Origin of the sequence: Nonomuraea sp. NPDC049750 (genome assembly GCF_040659625.1) — a bacterium.
Lineage (GTDB): Bacteria > Actinomycetota > Actinomycetes > Streptosporangiales > Streptosporangiaceae > Nonomuraea.
The window spans coordinates 47,362-63,597 of the sequence record NZ_JBFANB010000020.1 but is presented as its reverse complement, the minus strand read 5'-3'; the positions used below and the strand labels follow the sequence as shown (position 1 = coordinate 63,597).

At 72.1% G+C, this 16,236-nt stretch carries 14 protein-coding genes; 9 read left to right on the top strand and 5 right to left on the bottom strand.

Going from position 1 to position 16,236, the window contains the following annotated elements; translation table 11 throughout:
• The first annotated feature begins 9 nt into the window (after positions 1-9).
• From AB0J16_RS38995 to AB0J16_RS38960, 8 genes are all read left to right on the top strand, one after another.
• Positions 10-900: an amidohydrolase family protein gene (locus tag AB0J16_RS38995; protein ID WP_358549461.1), complete on the top strand. Its 891-nt coding sequence runs from the start codon at positions 10-12 to the stop codon at positions 898-900.
• Positions 897-2,441, top strand: coding sequence for a class I adenylate-forming enzyme family protein (locus AB0J16_RS38990; RefSeq protein ID WP_358549458.1), 1,545 nt, complete (start codon positions 897-899; stop codon positions 2,439-2,441). The genes AB0J16_RS38995 and AB0J16_RS38990 overlap by 4 nt, the downstream gene beginning before the upstream one ends.
• The gene (locus AB0J16_RS38985; protein ID WP_358549455.1) at positions 2,438-3,862 is read left to right on the top strand and encodes a gamma-aminobutyraldehyde dehydrogenase; all 1,425 of its coding nucleotides are present in this window, start codon (positions 2,438-2,440) and stop codon (positions 3,860-3,862) included. The genes AB0J16_RS38990 and AB0J16_RS38985 overlap by 4 nt, the downstream gene beginning before the upstream one ends.
• A 75-nt stretch (positions 3,863-3,937) precedes the next feature.
• Positions 3,938-5,473, top strand: coding sequence for an ABC transporter substrate-binding protein (locus AB0J16_RS38980; protein ID WP_358549452.1), 1,536 nt, complete (start codon positions 3,938-3,940; stop codon positions 5,471-5,473).
• A gap of 2 nt (positions 5,474-5,475) precedes the next feature.
• The gene (locus AB0J16_RS38975) at positions 5,476-6,423 is read left to right on the top strand and encodes an ABC transporter permease (RefSeq protein WP_358549785.1); all 948 of its coding nucleotides are present in this window, start codon (positions 5,476-5,478) and stop codon (positions 6,421-6,423) included.
• Positions 6,420-7,271, top strand: coding sequence for an ABC transporter permease (locus tag AB0J16_RS38970; protein WP_358549450.1), 852 nt, complete (start codon positions 6,420-6,422; stop codon positions 7,269-7,271). The genes AB0J16_RS38975 and AB0J16_RS38970 overlap by 4 nt, the downstream gene beginning before the upstream one ends.
• Positions 7,268-8,326 (top strand): ABC transporter ATP-binding protein, encoded by a 1,059-nt coding sequence (locus tag AB0J16_RS38965; RefSeq protein ID WP_358549447.1) that lies wholly within the window; start codon positions 7,268-7,270, stop codon positions 8,324-8,326. The genes AB0J16_RS38970 and AB0J16_RS38965 overlap by 4 nt, the downstream gene beginning before the upstream one ends.
• On the top strand, positions 8,323-9,405 hold the full coding sequence (locus AB0J16_RS38960) for an ABC transporter ATP-binding protein (protein ID WP_358549444.1): 1,083 nt from the start codon (positions 8,323-8,325) through the stop codon (positions 9,403-9,405). Before AB0J16_RS38965 ends, AB0J16_RS38960 begins: the two co-directional genes overlap by 4 nt.
• 91 nt (positions 9,406-9,496) lie before the next feature.
• Here AB0J16_RS38960 and AB0J16_RS38955 read toward each other — a convergent pair whose 3' ends face one another.
• Positions 9,497-10,162 carry a DJ-1/PfpI family protein gene (locus AB0J16_RS38955; RefSeq protein WP_358549442.1) on the bottom strand — a complete coding sequence of 222 codons (666 nt, stop codon included), beginning with the start codon at positions 10,160-10,162 and terminating at the stop codon, positions 9,497-9,499.
• A gap of 68 nt (positions 10,163-10,230) precedes the next feature.
• Here AB0J16_RS38955 and AB0J16_RS38950 point away from each other — a divergent pair, with 68 nt between their 5' ends.
• On the top strand, positions 10,231-11,847 hold the full coding sequence (locus AB0J16_RS38950) for a GMC family oxidoreductase (RefSeq protein WP_358549439.1): 1,617 nt from the start codon (positions 10,231-10,233) through the stop codon (positions 11,845-11,847).
• A 23-nt stretch (positions 11,848-11,870) separates the two neighbouring features.
• Here the strand turns inward: AB0J16_RS38950 and AB0J16_RS38945 are convergent, their stop codons facing one another.
• From AB0J16_RS38945 to AB0J16_RS38930, 4 genes are all read right to left on the bottom strand, one after another.
• Positions 11,871-12,293, bottom strand: coding sequence for a thioesterase family protein (locus AB0J16_RS38945; RefSeq protein WP_358549437.1), 423 nt, complete (start codon positions 12,291-12,293; stop codon positions 11,871-11,873).
• Positions 12,286-12,855, bottom strand: coding sequence for a TetR/AcrR family transcriptional regulator (locus AB0J16_RS38940; RefSeq protein ID WP_358549435.1), 570 nt, complete (start codon positions 12,853-12,855; stop codon positions 12,286-12,288). Before AB0J16_RS38940 ends, AB0J16_RS38945 begins: the two co-directional genes overlap by 8 nt.
• Positions 12,856-12,938: 83 nt before the next feature.
• On the bottom strand, positions 12,939-14,666 hold the full coding sequence (locus tag AB0J16_RS38935; RefSeq protein WP_358549433.1) for an ABC transporter ATP-binding protein: 1,728 nt from the start codon (positions 14,664-14,666) through the stop codon (positions 12,939-12,941).
• The gene (locus tag AB0J16_RS38930) at positions 14,663-16,186 is read right to left on the bottom strand and encodes an ABC transporter ATP-binding protein (RefSeq protein WP_358549430.1); all 1,524 of its coding nucleotides are present in this window, start codon (positions 16,184-16,186) and stop codon (positions 14,663-14,665) included. Before AB0J16_RS38930 ends, AB0J16_RS38935 begins: the two co-directional genes overlap by 4 nt.
• Positions 16,187-16,236 lie beyond the last annotated feature (50 nt).

The window sequence follows — 16,236 nt, the reverse complement described above, 5'->3', positions numbered from 1 at the left end:
GAACACCACATGGATCTGACCGGCCCGCCGACTTCGACGATCATCGACTTCCGCGTACGGGTGCCCAGCGCCGCCCGCCCCCCGCTGTCGGCCGGCGGCGAGGTCTACACCCAGTACGAGGCGGTCCTGGACATCGGCGACGGCTGGCACAAGGGCATGGACGACCTGCTCGCCGAATTGGACGAGGCCGGGGTCGGGCACGCCGTGCTGCACGCGGAGTACGAGCACGGCGACTACGCCGACGCCCTCAACGAGGAGGTGGCCGAGCAGGTACGGCTGCGGCCCGACCGCTTCTCCGGCTTCGGGACGGTGACGCTGGACCCATTGTCGATCATGCGCGCCGTACGCCAGGTCGAGCGGGTGGCCGCGCTGGGACTTTCCGGGATCAACGTGCAGCCGTCCTTCTTCGGCCACGCGATCGACGACCGGCAGCTGTACCCGCTCTACGCCAAGGCCATCGAGCTGGGGCTGGCGATCGCCATTCACACGGGCGTCAACTACTCGCGCCGCCACCCGATCGAGGCCGAACGCCCCATCCGCCTGGACCAGGTGGCCTGCGACTTCCCCGAGGCGACGCTCATCGCCTGCCACGGGGCGTGGCCGTGGGTGCCGGAGATCGTGGCCGTGGCGCGGCGTCACCCCAACGTGCTCGTCGACTTCGGCGGCCTGGCCCCCAAGTATCTCGGCGTGCCGGGATCGGGCTGGGAGACGATGCTGCGCTTCATGGACCGGGTCCTGCGCGACCAGGTGCTCTTCGCCACCGACTGGCCGGTCTTCCCGCACCTGCGGGCGCTGCGCGAGTGGCATGGCCTCGGCCTGCGGACCGAGACGCTGGACGCGCTGCTGCACGGCAACGCCAGGCGGCTGCTGTCGCCGGCCCATGAGACGGTGCCGGTATGAGCCTCCCGCAGCTGGCGCGCATCACCGACTACGTCACCCACTGGGCCACCCATCGTCCGGCCCGGGAGGCGCTCGTCGGCCACAGCGGCCGCTGGACGTATGAGCGGCTGCGCGCGGACGTCGACCGGTGCGCGGCCGCGCTGCTGGCCGCCGGCGTGCGGCACGGCGACCGGGTGGCGCTGCTCGGCCACCCGCGGCCGGAATGCTTCGTGGTCTTCCTGGCCACGGCGAGCATCGGCGGCATCTGGGTGGGGCTGAACCCCAAGTACACCCTCGCCGAGCTGTCCCACGTGGTCGCCGACAGCGAGCCGGCGCTGCTGTTCGGCATGCTCGACGACGCCACCCAGCCCGAGACGCTGAACGCGCTGCGCTGCCTGGCGCCGATGCGCGTGGTGACCAGCGGCCGCGCGGTGGACGGGCTGTCACTGTCCTACGAGGACTTCCTCGACGCCGCGCAGCCGGGAGAGCACCTGGCCAGCGCCCGCGAGCAGGTCCGGCCGCTGGACCCGGCGGCGATGATCTACACCTCGGGCAGCACCGGCAGGCCCAAGGGCGCGCTCGTCCCGCACCGGGGGCTGGCCCACTGCGGCGTGGTGCAGGCCGGACGGTGGTACGGCCAGGCGCCCCGCAAGCTGTGCGACCTGCCGCTCAACCACATCGGCGGTCTCGGCGACATCAGCACCTCCATCCTCACCGCCGGCGGCACGGTGGTGTACATGCCGCGCTTCGATCCGGCCGGCGCCCTGCGCCTGGTGGAGAGCGAGCGCCTGACGCACCTGTACTGCATTCCGACGCAGCTGCTGGCGATGGTGGGGACGCCGGAGTGGTCGCAGTGCGACCTCGGCTCGCTGGAGTACATCGTGTGGGGCGGGGCCGCCGCGCCCCACAGCCTGCTGCGGACGCTGGCCAAGACGGGCGCGCACCTGGCCACCAGCTACAGCCTCACCGAGTCGACCGGTTCGGTGACCTACACCGGCCCGGACGACCCGTTGGAGGTGCTGGCCTGGAGCGTGGGCCGGGTGGATCCGCACTACGAGGTCACCCTGCGCGCTCCCGACGGCGACGGCGCGGCGGGCGAGTTGCTCATCCGGGGCGACTTCATCACTCGCGGCTACTGGCGCGCTCCGGAGGCGACCAGGGCGGCGATCGACGATGAGGGCTGGCTGCACACCGGCGACCTGGCCGTACAGGAACCGGGCGGCCACATCCGCCTGGTCGGAAGGCTCAAGGAGATGTTCAAGTCGGGCGGCTACAACGTCTACCCGCGCGAGATCGAGGCCGCGATCGAGGAGCATCCGGCCGTCGCGCTGGCCGCCGTGGTCGGGGTGCCCGACGAGCGCTGGGGCGAGGTCGGGCACGCGTTCGTCGTGGCGGCCGGGCCGGTGACGGCGGGTGAGCTGCGCGAGTACGCGCGGGCGCGGCTGGCCAACTACAAGGTGCCGAAGGTGTTCCGGCTGGCGGCCGAGCTGCCGAAGCTGCCCATCGGCAAGATCGACAAAGTGGAGCTGCGGCGGCGCGCCGGTTTGGAGAGCGAGACATGACCGTTCTGCGGAACTTCATCGACGGCGAGTTCACCGAACCGCTCGCCGCCGCGACGATGCCCGTGCTCGATCCGGCGACGGGCGAGACGATCGCGCAGGCCCCCCGATCCGGGCCCGAGGACGTCGACCGGGCGGTGGCGGCGGCCAAGGCGGCCTTTCCCGGCTGGGCCGAGACCACCCCGGGACAACGCGCGCTCGCGCTGCTCAAGCTGGCGGACGCGATCGAGGAGCACGCCGCGGAACTGGCCGGGCTGGAGTCCGCGAACGCCGGCAAACCCCTGCACGTGGTCACCGGCGATGAGATCGGCGCCATGGCCGACAACCTGCGCTTCTTCGCCGGCGCCGCCCGCTGCCTGGAGGGCAAGGCGGCCGGCGAGTACGTGGCCGGCTACACCTCGATGATCCGCCGCGAGCCCGTGGGCGTGGTCGGCCAGATCACGCCGTGGAACTACCCGATGATGATGGCCGTGTGGAAGATCGGCCCCGCTCTGGCCGCGGGCTGCACAAGCGTGCTCAAGCCCGCGCCGACGACCCCGCTGACCACGCTCAAGCTCGCCGAACTGGCCGCCGGCATCTTCCCGCCCGGCGTCCTCAACGTCGTGGCCGGCGGCAACGAGCCCGGCGCGGCGCTGGTCGAACACCCGGACGTCGAGCTCGTCTCCCTCACCGGGTCGGTCGAGACCGGCAGATGGGTGGCCGAGCACGCGGCCCGCACCCTCAAGCGCACCCATCTCGAACTCGGCGGCAAAGCGCCGGTCGTGGTGTTCGACGACGCCGACCTGGAGGCGGCACTGGAGATCATCTCCGGCGCCGGGTTCTACAACGCGGGGCAGGACTGCACGGCGGCCACCCGGGTGCTGGCCGCCCCCCGCGTGTACGACGACCTCGTCGCCGGCCTGGCCGCCAAGGCCGGGCAACGGGTGATGGGCGACATGAGTGATCCGCGGACGACCCTCGGCCCGGTCAACAGCCTGCGCCAGCGCGAGCGGGTGGCCGGTTTCCTGGAGCGGCGGCCCGGCCACGCCGAGGTCGTCACCGGGGGGCGGGCGGCCGAGCGGCCCGGGTTCTTCTTCGAGCCGACGGTCGTGGCCGGGCTGCGGCAGGACGACGAGCTGGTGCAGCGGGAGATCTTCGGCCCGGTCATCACCGTCCAGCGTTTCGGCGCGGAGGAGGAGGCGATCAGGCTGGCCAACGGCACGCCGTACGGCCTGGCCTCCTCGGTCTGGACGCGCGACATCGGGCGGGCGCTGCGCGTGTCGAAGGCGCTGCGCTTCGGCTGCGTGTGGATCAACGACCACGTACCGCTCGCCTCGGAGATGCCGCACGGCGGCTTCAAGCAGTCAGGTCACGGCAAGGACCTGTCGGCGTACTCGCTGGAGGACTACACCCTGGTCAAGCACGTGATGGCCAGCCTGCGCTGAGCGCCGGCCCCTCGACCTCAGGAGTGCCGTACCTCCCCCACCTAATCTATCGATCGTTCGAAATGGTGAGTGCCCATGATGCGAAGGAAAGCGGTGGGATGCGTCCTGCTGGTGATGGCCCTGCTGGCCGCGGCCTGCGGTAACGAACCTACTGAAAAGGGCGCCTCCCGCGACGCCGGGACGCCCAAACGCGGCGGCAGCCTCACGATCCTGCGCGCCGCCGACATCGACGGCTTCGATCCCGACAAGGCCATCCAGCTGGCCACGTTCCAGACCCTGCCGCAGGTGATGGAGGGCCTGGTCCGCTACGCGCCCGACGGCACGTCGATCGAACCCGGCCTGGCCGAAAGCTGGAAGCTCGACACCAAGGCCAAGACCATCACCTTCACACTGCGCCCCGGCCTGACCTTCAGCGACGGCCGGCCGCTGACCTCGCAGGACGCCGCGTTCTCCGTCGAGCTGTGGCGCAAAGGACTGTCCCTCGGCACCCTGTACGCGGCCATCACCGGCACCGCCACCCCCGACCCGCGCACCCTGGTCATCAAGATGAGCAAGGCCAGCACCTTCACCCTCACCTGGCTCAGCAACGGCTCCTCGGTCATCGTGCCCAAGGACTTCGGCGGCATGAACCGCAAGGACTTCTTCACCAAGCCGATCGGCGCCGGCCCCTTCGTCGTGACCTCCTACCGGCCGGGCCAGCAGCTCATCCTCCAACGCAACCCGCGCTACCACGACCCCGCCCGCCCGTACCTGGACCGCCTCACCTACGACGTCGTCGCCGACCCCAACCAGCAGATGCTGCGCTACCAGAGCCGCCAGGCCGACGCCATCGAGGCCGTGCCGCTCGACCTGGCCGCGCAGATCCCCCGCGAGGAGCAGGTCGTCGTCCACCCCTCGGCCACCATCCACGGCATCTTCGTCAACGCCGCCCGCCAACCCGGCAACGACCTGCACTTCCGGCGCGCGGTCAGCCTGGCGATCGACCGCACCCGCTACATCCAGGCCGTCTTCGGCGGCCTGGCCGCACCGGCCACCGGCGGGCTGCCACCGCGCGTCCAGGGCTCGGTCGGCTGCGGCTGCACCTACGAGAGCGGCCTGGACAAGGCCAAGCGGGAGCTGGCCCAATCCTCCTACCGGCCAGGAACGAAGGTGGAGCTGGTCGTCGACGCCACCACACCCTTCTCCACCCGCGCCGGCGAGACCGCCGCCGCCCTGCTGCGCGCCGCCGGCATCGAGGTCGACCTGCAGAAACTCGAGGTGCAGGTGCTCGTCGACCGGCAGGCCAAGGGCGCCTACGACCTGTCGCTGGGCGAGGTCGGCAGCGTCTCACCGACCGTCGGCGACATCTTCGGCCTCATCGTGGCCACGGGCGGGCTGTACTCCGGCCTGCCGATGAAGACCATCTCCGACGCCTTCACCCGCCTGGAGGTCGCGCGGACCGACCAGGAACGGGCCGAGGCCGTACGCGTGGCCGAGACCTGGATCCATGACAACCTGCCCTACATCCCGACCGCCTTCCCCGACCGCCTCTTCGCCGTCTCCCCCAAGGTGAAGGGGCTCAAGGTCACGCCCTTCCTGTCCTATCCGGCCGACCTGCTCTGGGCGGCGTGAGCATGCCGGCCGGACGCTCGCGCTTCGTGACGGGCAGGCTGGTGCAGGTACTGCCGGTGCTGATCGCCCTGCTGCTCATCGTCGTCCTGCTCCAGCAGCTGATGCCCGGCGATCCCGCGCGCGTCATCGCCGGACCCCGGGCCGGCGCGGAACAGGTGGAGCGGGTACGCCACGACCTCGGACTCGACCAGTCGATCCTGGGCCAGTTCTGGACCTACCTGACACACCTGGCGAACGGGGACCTGGGCCGGTCCAACCGTACCGGGATCCCCATCTCCACCATCGTGGGCGAGCGGACCGCCGTGACGGCGTGGCTGCTGGCCGGCGGCCTGGTCGTGAGCACGCTGCTGGCGGCGCCCGCCGCGCTGGTGATGGCGCTGCGCCCGCGCTCGGCGGCGGCACGGCTGTGCGCGCGCTCGCTCACGGTCATCCTGAACTGCCCGCCCTTCTGGGTCGGGCTGATGCTGGCCTCGGTGCTGGCGCTGCGGACCGGCTGGCTGCCCGTCGGCGGCTTCGGAGAGAGCACCGGCGAGCGGCTGCGTTCGATGATCCTGCCCTGCCTGACGATCGGGCTGGCGGCGATGCCGCTGCTGGCCCGCAGCGGCGCCGCGAGCCTGCGCCAGGTGCTGGCCGCCGACCACGTCACCACCGCCCGGTCGCTGGGCCTGTCCGGATGGCCGCTGGTACGGCGCCACCTGCTGCGCAACGCCCTGCCACCGGCCGTCACCCTGCTGGCCGTCCAGGCGGCCGCGCTGCTGTTCGGCGCGGTCATCGTCGAGCAGACCTTCGGCCTGCCGGGGCTGGGGGCGGAGATGGTCAACGCCGCGAGCCAGCGCGACTTCCCCGTCGTCCAGGCCCTCACGCTGATCTTCGGCGCGGCCATCATCGGCATCAACCTGCTCGCCGACCTGGCGGTGGCCCTGCTCGATCCGAGGACGACATGGCGATGACCACCACTCCCCCGCCACTCCTGGACAGCACCGTGGCGTCGCGGGCCCGCCGCGCGTTCGGCTGGACGCGGTCGGCGGCCGTCGCCCTGACCGCGCTCACGGTCCTGGCCGCCCTCCTGGCACCCGTCCTGGCACCGGCCGACCCGGCCCAGCTGACGCTCGACCAGCTCCGGCCGCCGAGCGCCGCCCATCTGCTCGGCACCGACGCGCTCGGCCGGGACGTGCTGTCGCGCCTGCTGTTCGCCCTGCGCACCGACCTGCTGCTGATGGTGTTCGCCGCGGGCCTGCCGATGCTCCTGGGCACACTGATCGGCGCGGTGGCCGGCTACCGCGGCGGCCTCCTGGACGCCGCGCTGCGCTGGGCGGCCGACATCTTCCAGGCGCTGCCGGTGTACGTGCTGCTGATCGCCTTCGTGTTCGTGCTGGGGCCGGGCACCTCCTCACTGCTGGTGGCCTTCAGCGTGCTGGGCTGGGTCGTGTACGCGCGGCTCATCCGCACCGAGGTCCGCCGCGTACGCGAACGCGACTACGTCTCGGCCGGCTACCTGCTCGGCCTCTCCCACACCGCGGTGCTGTTTCGGCACGTGCTGCCGAACGCGCTGCGCCAGTCGCTGGTCTACCTGGCCACCGACATGGGGATGGCGCTGCAGGGCATCGCGGTCCTGTCGTTCTTCGGGCTCGGCGTCAAAGCGGGCACACCCGAGCTCGGCGCCATGGTCGCGGAGGCTCAGGTGTTCCTGCGCAGCCACTGGTGGCTGGCGGCCTTCCCGGGCCTGACGATCGTGGTCATCGGATCGAGCATCGCGGCCCTCGGCGACCGGCTGGGCGATCGAGGGGAGGCCGGATGACGTCGTACCCGCTGCTCGAAGTCGACGGGCTGCGCGTCGCCCCCGAAGGGGGCGGCGCCCTACTCGACGGCGTCTGTTTCGCGGTCGCGGCCGGGCAGTGCCTCGGCATCGTCGGCGAGTCGGGGTGCGGCAAGTCGCTCACCCTGCGCGCCACGATGGGACTGCTGCCCGCGGGCGTCGAACTGTCAGGGGGTGAGATACGCCTGAGCCACCAGGCCGATGCCGCCCCCACCGCCGTCCCCGCAGGCCAGGCGGCGGGACGCGGACTGGCGATGGTCTTCCAGGACTCCCACGCCTCGCTCGATCCCACCATGCGCGTCGGAGCCTTCGTCGCCGACATCGTCCGCCGCCGCACCGGCGCCTCGCGTGCCGCCGCCAGGAGGCGGGCCGTGCAACTGCTGGCCGCGGTCGGCGTACCCGACCCCGGCCTGCGCTTCCACGCCTACCCGCACGAACTCAGCGGCGGCATGCGTCAGCGCGTCGCCATCGCGCTGGCCCTCGCCACCGACCCCCGGGTGCTGCTGTGCGACGAACCGACCACAGCGCTGGACGTCACACTGCAGGCCGAGATCCTGCGGCTGCTCGACGCGGCACGCGCCGAACGGGGACTCGGCATGGTCTTCGTCAGCCATGACATCGCGGTGATCCGGCAGATCGCGGACGTGGTCGCGGTCATGTACGCCGGGCAGATCATCGAGGCTGGACCCGTGGCCGACGTACTCGACCGGCCCCGCCACCCCTACACCCGGGCCCTGATCGAGGCCGTCCCCACGCTTGAGGGGCCCATCGGCCGCTTCCGCCCGATCGCGGGCGCGCCGCCCGCCCCGGCCGACTACAGCCCGGCCTGCCGCTTCCGGGATCGCTGCGCCCACCAGGTCGCGGCCTGCTCGGGCGTCGTCCCCGGCATCGACGCGCTCGCCATCGAGCACCGCTCGTCCTGCATCCGCTCCTCCTGCACCGGCTCCTCCCGCATCCCCTCCTCCCGCATCCCCTCCTCCCGCGACCCCTTCTCCCGCGACCCCTCGTCCTGCGACCACGAGCCGGAGGCCACATGAGCGCGTTGATCCAAGTCCACAGCCTGGTCGTGGAGCACCCGGTGCGTGCCGGGTTCCTGCGGCGGCGCCGCCTGCGCGCGGTCGACGGGGTGGACCTGGAGCTGGGGCGGGGCGAGATCCTGGGGCTGGTGGGCGAGAGCGGATGCGGCAAGTCCACCCTCGCCCGCGCGATCGTCGGCCTGACCCCGCCGACGGCTGGAGGCGTGCTGCTGGACGGTGTGCCCGTACCCGGGCGACGCCCGCCGGGCATGCGCCGCCGGATACAGATGATCTACCAGGATCCGGGCTCCTCACTCGACCCCCGCCGCACGGTCGCGCAGACGCTCGCCGAACCGCTGCGCCGCACCGTCCCCGCCGAGAAGATCGCGCACCGGGCGCGCGAGCTGCTGGAGATGGTCGGGCTGGGCCAGCGGCAGGCACACGCGCTCCCGCGTGAGCTGTCCGGCGGTCAGCGCCAGCGCGTCGCGATCGCGCGTGCCCTGGCCGTCGAGCCGGAGGTGCTGGTCGCCGACGAGGCCGTGGCCGCGCTCGACGCCTCGGTGGCCGGCGCCGTGCTCAACCTGCTGAGCGACCTGCGCGAGCGGCTCGGCCTGTCGGTGCTGTTCATCTCGCACGACCTGGCGACCGTACGGGGGCTGTGCGATCGGGTCGCCGTCATGTACCTGGGATCCATCGTGGAGGAGGGGCCCGTCGCGCGGGTCTTCGCCCGGCCGGGGCATCCGTACACCCGCGTGCTGCTCGACGCGGTCCCCTCCCGCGACCGGCGCCGCTCCGGCGCCACGGCTCCGGCGCATGGAGGGCCCGGAAGGGTTGAGGACCTCGGGGACCTCGGAGGGCTCGGAGGGCTCGGAGGGCTCGGAGGGCTCGGAGGGCTCGGAGGGCTCGGAGGGCTCGGGGAGCTCGGGGAGCTACGGGGGCTCGCGGGCGAGCCGCCGAGCCCCCTGCACGTCCCGCCCGGCTGCCGGTTCCACCCGCGCTGCCCGCGGGCGGCGGCGGTGTGCGGCACGTCGGAGCCGTCCGAGGAGCGGCGGGACGGGCAGCGGGTCTGGTGCCACTTCGCCTGGCGCCACGAGTACTGAGCGGTTCACCGATCCCAGGAGCGACGCTACGGGCTCTGAGCGGATCGCCGGACCCAGAACAGGCCGTAGCGGCGCTCCATCGGGAGTGACACTACGCACTCCGGGCGCTTCGCCGATCCCAGGACGGGCCGTAGTGCCGCTCCATGTTGTCGCGCATGAACCGGACCACTTCGGCCGGGGCCTTGCCCACCGAGCCCGCGTCGTGCGGGGGCTGGGGGTCGTACTCGATCCCCAGCTGTACGGCCTGGGCGTAGGCCGGCCCCGCCAGCCGGTCACAGAGCAGCAGCGCCATATCGATGCCGGAGGACACGCCCGCGGCCGTCATGATCTTCCCGTCCTCCACGACCCGCCGCGACACCGGTTCGGCGCCGAAGCAGCGCAGGCTCTCCAGCTCATACCAGTGGGAGGTGGCCTGACGTCCCTGGAGCAGGCCCGCGGCCCCGAGCAGCAGCGAGCCGGTGCACACCGACGTCGTCCAGGTGCTCGTCTCATGCGCCCGGCGCAGCCAGCTCAGGATCATCTCCTCGGCCAGCAGCCCCTGAGTGGTGCTGCCACCGGCGACCACGACGATGTCCGGCCTCTCCATGCTCTCCAGCGGGTCGGCCACCAGCCCGAAGCCCGGCTGATCGGCGGCGCACATCCCCGGCGTGCCCGACACGAAGCGCACCCGCGGATCGGGCAGGCGCCGCAGCACCTCGAACGGCCCTGTGGCGTCGAGGGAGGTGAAACCTTCGTAGATGAGGATGGCGACGTCCACGTTCTCTTCCCTGCTCTCGTCACGTCCGGCACGATTGATTTTATCGACCGATCGATTAAACTCGCTCCATGGTAAGCGTTGGAAGCGACAGAGACCAGCGCGTTCGCGCGGACATCGCCGTCCTCGGCGGCGGCACCGCCGGCGCGCTCGTCGCCGGGCGCCTGATCGAGAACACCTCCCTGTCCGTGGTGGTCGTGGAGGCCGGACCCGACTACGGGCCGCACGCCGCCGGACGGTGGCCGCACGAACTGCTCGACAGCTCCACGCTGCCGCAAACGCACGACTGGGGATACCGGGGCCCCGGCGCCGCTCCCGGGCACGACCTGCCGCTCGACCGAGCCCGCGTCATCGGCGGCTGCTCCTCCCACAACGGCTGCTCCCAGACCGTCGGCCACGCCGCCGACTACCGGACATGGGGCCCGTCCTGGACCGACGCGTCGCTCACCGAGGTGATGCGCCAGGCGGCTGCCAGACTGCGCGTCCGCCGGGACACAGGCGACGACCTCACCCCGTTCCAGGCGGCGGCGATGGAGGCCATGATCCTTTGTGGCGTACCGCGCACGGATGACCTGGACGACCTCTTCGGCGGCGCCGGCTGCGGACCTTCACCGGTCAACAACCCTGACGGCGTCCGCTGGAACAGCGCCTTCGCCTACCTGGACCCCGTACGCGACCGCCCGGAGCCGGGGCGGAGCGATCGGCGGCTGCGCGTGCTGGACCACGCGCTGGTCGACCGCCTCGAACTGCACGGCTCGGTGGTCCACCGCGCACACGTGCGGCGCGGGCAGGAGCGCCTGACCGTGGAGGCCGGCCGCTTCATCCTGTGCGGCGGCGCCTACGGCAGCCCCGAGGTACTGCTGCGCAGCGGCATCGGACCGGCCGACGAGCTGACGGCGCTCGGCGTGGCACCCCGCCTCGACCTGCCCGGCGTCGGCCGCAACCTGCACGACCACCCCACCCTGGAGCTGCGCTTCGCCGCGAGCGAGGAACTGGTACGACGGCTCGCCGACTACGAACGCGGGCGGCCGGTCCCGGACGAGCAGGTCATCGGAAAGGCCCTGTCGGCCGGCGGCCGCGCACCCTACGACCTGCATCTCCTCCCGTGGACCGGCAAAGAGCCCGGAGGCTGGACCTGCGTGCTGCCCGCCGCGTGTCTCACGCCGCGATCCCGGGGCACGCTGCGGCTGACCTCACCCGACCCCGCCGCCAGACCCCTCATCGACCACGCGTACCTGACGGACCCCGGCGGGAGCGACCTTGAGGTGCTGCGGTACGGCATCGACCTGTGCCGACGCATGGCCACCTCACCGGCGCTGGCCCCTGCCCTGGGGCAGCCTCTCGACGAGTTCACCGCGGCCTGGCTGGAGGAGTTCGCCGAGGATCCGCGCGACGGCCCCGCTGCGGATCCGTCCCGCGACGACCCCGCAGGTCCGTCCCGCGGCAAGCTCACGGGCCCGCCAGAGGCAGCGATGCGCGCCGCCGCCGCTCATTACTGGCACCCCGTGGGCACCTGCGCGATCGGCACGGACCCGGCCGCGGGAGCCGTCGTCGACGCCACCGGGCGGCTGTACGGCAGCGACAACCTCTGGGTCATCGACGCCTCGATCATCCCGGTGATCCCCCGGGCCACGACCAACCTCCCGGTCCTCGCCCTCGCCGAACACCTTGTCCGCGCCCTGCTCTGAGACTCTGCCGGGGCCGGCCCGGCTCAGGAGGGCTTGCCCTTGGCCAGGGCACGCGCCGTGAACCGCTCGGCGTCGATGATCACCCGCTCGTGCGTACCCTCACCGATGACGTCCACCCCGTCACCGGCCGCCACCTCGAACCGCAGCCGCCGCCCCTCCACCGACACCAGCCGCACCCGGCAGGTCACCGTCATCCCCGCCGGCGTGGGCGCCTGGTGGGTGATGTCGACGCGCGTGCCGACCGTCTGCTCACGCGGCCAGTCCAGGTACGGCAGGACCGCCCGTACACACGTCCACTCCAGCAGCCCCACCAGGAACCCGGTGGCGAACACCGGCGGCATCACCCCGAACTCCGCCGACTCCGGATACAGCCCCGCCACGATCTTGCTCTCCGGCACCAGGAACGCGAACTCGTGCTCCAGCCCCGCGACCAGCCCTTCAGCCATGTACTCCACCGATCATCCGGGCGGCCGCGGCCTTGGCCCGCAGCATCGCCGACCGATCCCCATCCACCACGACCCGGGCATTGGCCCCGTCGATGAGCAGCAAAAACGCATAACCCAGCCCGTCAGGGTCGGCCAGCCCGGCCTGCTCGGCCAGCTCGGTCAACCGCTGCCGCAACCACCCCTTGTACGCGGAGATCACCTTGCGCGCCGGATGGTCCGGATCGGGCAGCTCCACCGCGGCGTTGGTGAACGGGCACCCGCGAAACCCCTCGCTGCCATGCCCCCGCGCCAGCCAGTCGAAGACCGCCAGCAGCCGCTCCTCGGCCGACCCGCCGCCGTCGAGAAGGAACTCGGTCAGCTCCGCCTGCCGTACGGCCCGCCGCCACTCCAGCACGGCGGCCACCAGGTTCTCCTTCGACCCGAACTGGGCGTACAGGGTCGGCTTGGACACCCCGGCCCGCTCCACCAGAGCGTCGACGCCGGTGGCCCGGATCCCCTCGGCGTAGAAGACCTCGGTCGCCACCTCCAGCAACCGCCGCCCACCCGGGCTGTACTTCTCCACCACGCCATACTGACAGGTCTGTAAACCCTGGACAACCGCCTGCGCCGACACGACCGTCCGTGGACGGCCGATCAGTGGTTCCCCTAAGGGCGTGAGCCGTGCCAGGATCTCCATAACGCCTCATAAACCCCACCGGCCGCAACCAGCTCATCATGCGCGCCGACCTCCACCACGCGCCCGCCCTCCATCACCACCACCCGATCCGCATCCCGCGCCGTATGCAGCCGGTGCGCGATCGCGATCACCGTACGTCCCTCCAGCACCGCCGCCAGCGACCGTTCGGCGCGCCGGGCCGTACGCGGGTCGAGCATGGCGGTGGCCTCGTCGAGGATGACCGTGTGCGGGTCGGCCAGGATGACCCGGGCCAGGGCGAGCTGCTGCACACGGTCGGGGCCGAGTTCGGAACCGACCGTGTGCGAACCGAGTTCGTCGTCCAGCGAGGCGACCCAGTCGGCGCCGACCGCCGCCAGGGCCTTCTCCAGCTGGTCGTCGTCGGCCGTGGGATCGGCCAGGCGGAGATTGTCGCGGACGATGCCGAGGAACAGATGCTGCTCCTGGGTGACCAGCACGACATGCTCGCGGAGCTGGGCGGGAGGCAGGTCGGCGACGGGGACCGAGCCGACGGCGACCATGCCCAGGCGGGGACGGTCGATGCCGGCCAGCAGCTTGCCGAGCGTGGACTTGCCGGCTCCCGAAGGGCCGACGATGGCCAGGCGCTCGCCGGGCCATACGGTCAGGTCCACTCCGGTGACGACGTCGTCGGTGGATTCGTAGGCGAAGTGCACACCGGTCGCCACGATGTGGCCGTCCCTGGGTTCCGCAGCGGCCACAGCGGTCTGCGTCGCCGCGCTCTGGAGGCCTTCGATCCGGGCGAAGGAGGCGCCGCTGCTTTGCAGCTGTTCCATCCAGATGAGGATGGTTTCGATGGGCTGCTGGAGCTGGCGAAGGTAGAGCACGCACGAGACCACGGCGCCGAGGGTGACCCGGCCGCCGTCCAGCAGCACCCCGCCGAGCAGCAGGACCAGGACCGGCGGGAGGAGCGCCGAGACCTCCACCGACGGCCAGAGGACACCGCGCAGAAAGAGGGTTCTGAGCTGGGCGACCCGGCCGCGCTCGATCACCCGCTCAGCGGCGCGGGTGCGCCGGTCCTGGAGGCCGAGGGCTTGGATGGTACGGGCGCCGGCGGCGTTGGCGGCCAGGTGTTCGGCCAGTTCCGAGCGGGCGGCGCCCTCCTCCAGGTAGGCGGCGCGAGCGCGGCGCAGATACCAGCGGGAGGCGGCGGCGATGCCGGCGAGCGCGAGCAGACCACAGGCTCCCAGCAGCGGGTCGACCAGGAAGACGGCCGCGACGAGGAAGAGCGCCTGCAGGGCGGAGATCAGTACGGCAGGGGCGGCGTCGCGCAGGGTGCGCCCGACCACGCCGACGTCCGTGGTACCGCGGGCGGTCAGGTCTCCGGTGCGGATGTGCTCGACCGTGGCGGCCGGCAGGGCGAGCACGCGATCGAGGAACTCCTGGCGGATGTGTTCCTGGGTACGCTCGCTGAAGCGAGTGCCGATCTTCTCGGCGTATCGGGACAGGATGAGCTGCAGCAGCGCCCCGCCCACGGCCATCGCGGCAAGCAGGTCGATCGTGCCGCCGGCGGAGATGGTGTCGATGATGCGACCCAGCAGCCACGGGCTGACCAGGGCCGCGGCCGCCGCCAGGCCGTTGAGCAGGAGGGTGGCGGTGAAACCGGGGACGTCGCGGCGGATCAGGCGCAGGGCCGCCTGCCGGACGTGCTTACGATCGGCGACGGGCAGGTCGCCGATCATGACACCACCGTCCGGTACACCTCACTGGATTCCAGCAGGTCGCGGTGGGTGCCCGTCGCGGTCACCTGGCCGTCCTCGATCAGGACGACCTGATCCGCCTGGCCCAGCAGCAGCGGCGAGGTGGTGGCGACGACCGTCGTACGGTCGGCGCGCGCCCTACGAAGACGCCGCGCGAGCAGGGATTCGGTGTGCGCGTCCAGCGCCGAGGTGGGCTCCACCGCCAGCAGCACCTCGGGATCGGCCACCAGCGCCCTGGCCAGGCGTACCCGCTGGCGCTGGCCGCCCGACAGGTTGCGGCCACCGGGCTCGATCATGGACTCCAGCCCATGGCGCAGCCCGGCGACCACATCCTGCGCGGCGGCGGCGGTGACCGCGCGACGAATGGTCTCCTCGTCGGCCACGCCGCGACCCTGCAGGACCTCGCGCAGCGTGCCGGCGAACAGCGCGGCGTCGTGGTCGGCGATCAACGAGGTGCCGTCGAACCCGCCGAGGCTCTCCAGCAGCGCCACGCTCTCCTCGGGGCGGGCGCTGACCAGCCCCACAAAGCCTCCCGGCGTGACCTCCAGCCCGAGGGAGCGGGGCCGGTCACCGGGCCGCAGCGCGAGGAAGCCGACGACCTGCCGGGCCGAGACCAGGCCGTGGCTGATCTGGAAGCTGCCCTCAATGAAGAAGGACACCGGAACCACCAGCATGGCGATATATCCGTAGACGCCAACCAGCTCGCCCACCGTGATCGTGCCTTCCGCGGCCAGCCTGGCACCCAGCCAGGTCACCGCGGCCAGGAACAGCGCGGGCAGCCCAGCGCCCAGCGCGCCGATCCAGCTCGTCAGCGACGCCACCCGGTAACCCTGCTCACGCAGGCGCGCCGAGTCGGCGAGGTAACGCTCGGCGTAGGCGCCCTTGCCGCCGAACGCGTTGAGCACCCGCAGCCCCTCGATCAGGTCCACCAGCCGGGTGGTCAGCCTGCCCTGGCTCTCACGGTAGCCGTTCTGCACCTTCATCAGCCGCCCGAGCAGCGGCCCGAGCACGAGCGCCAGCACCGGCACGCCGAGCAGCACCACCACGGCCAGCACCACGGAGACCCGCAGCAACAGCGCCGCCACCACCCCGTAGCTGATCACCGCGCCCACCCCGGGACCTGTCACCGTCAACGACGCGGCGATCGTGACGACGTCGCCGATGCCGATCGTGACGACCTCGCCTGCCGAGGTGCGCTTGTTCAGGTCCGCGCCCAGAGTGTTGATCTGCTCCACCAGGGCGCGCACCGTGCGGAAGTTGGCGTCCATCCGGATCTTGGTCATCGTGCGGTGCCGCATCATCGCCAGCCAGGCGTTGACCAGGCCGGCGCCGAGCAGCGCCAGCACCCAGCCGGGCGCCAGGTTGTCGTCGATCGCCCTGGACAGCAGGTACGGCGGGAGCGTGAGGCCTACCATCCACAGGGTGCCCAGCATCGCGCCCAGCGCGACCCGGCCCTTCTGCGCCCAGGCCAGCCGGCACAGATACCAAGCCGCCGCCCTCATGGCGATCACGCTAGACCATGGCTTTACCTTTGCCCCGAAGGGGTTACTCG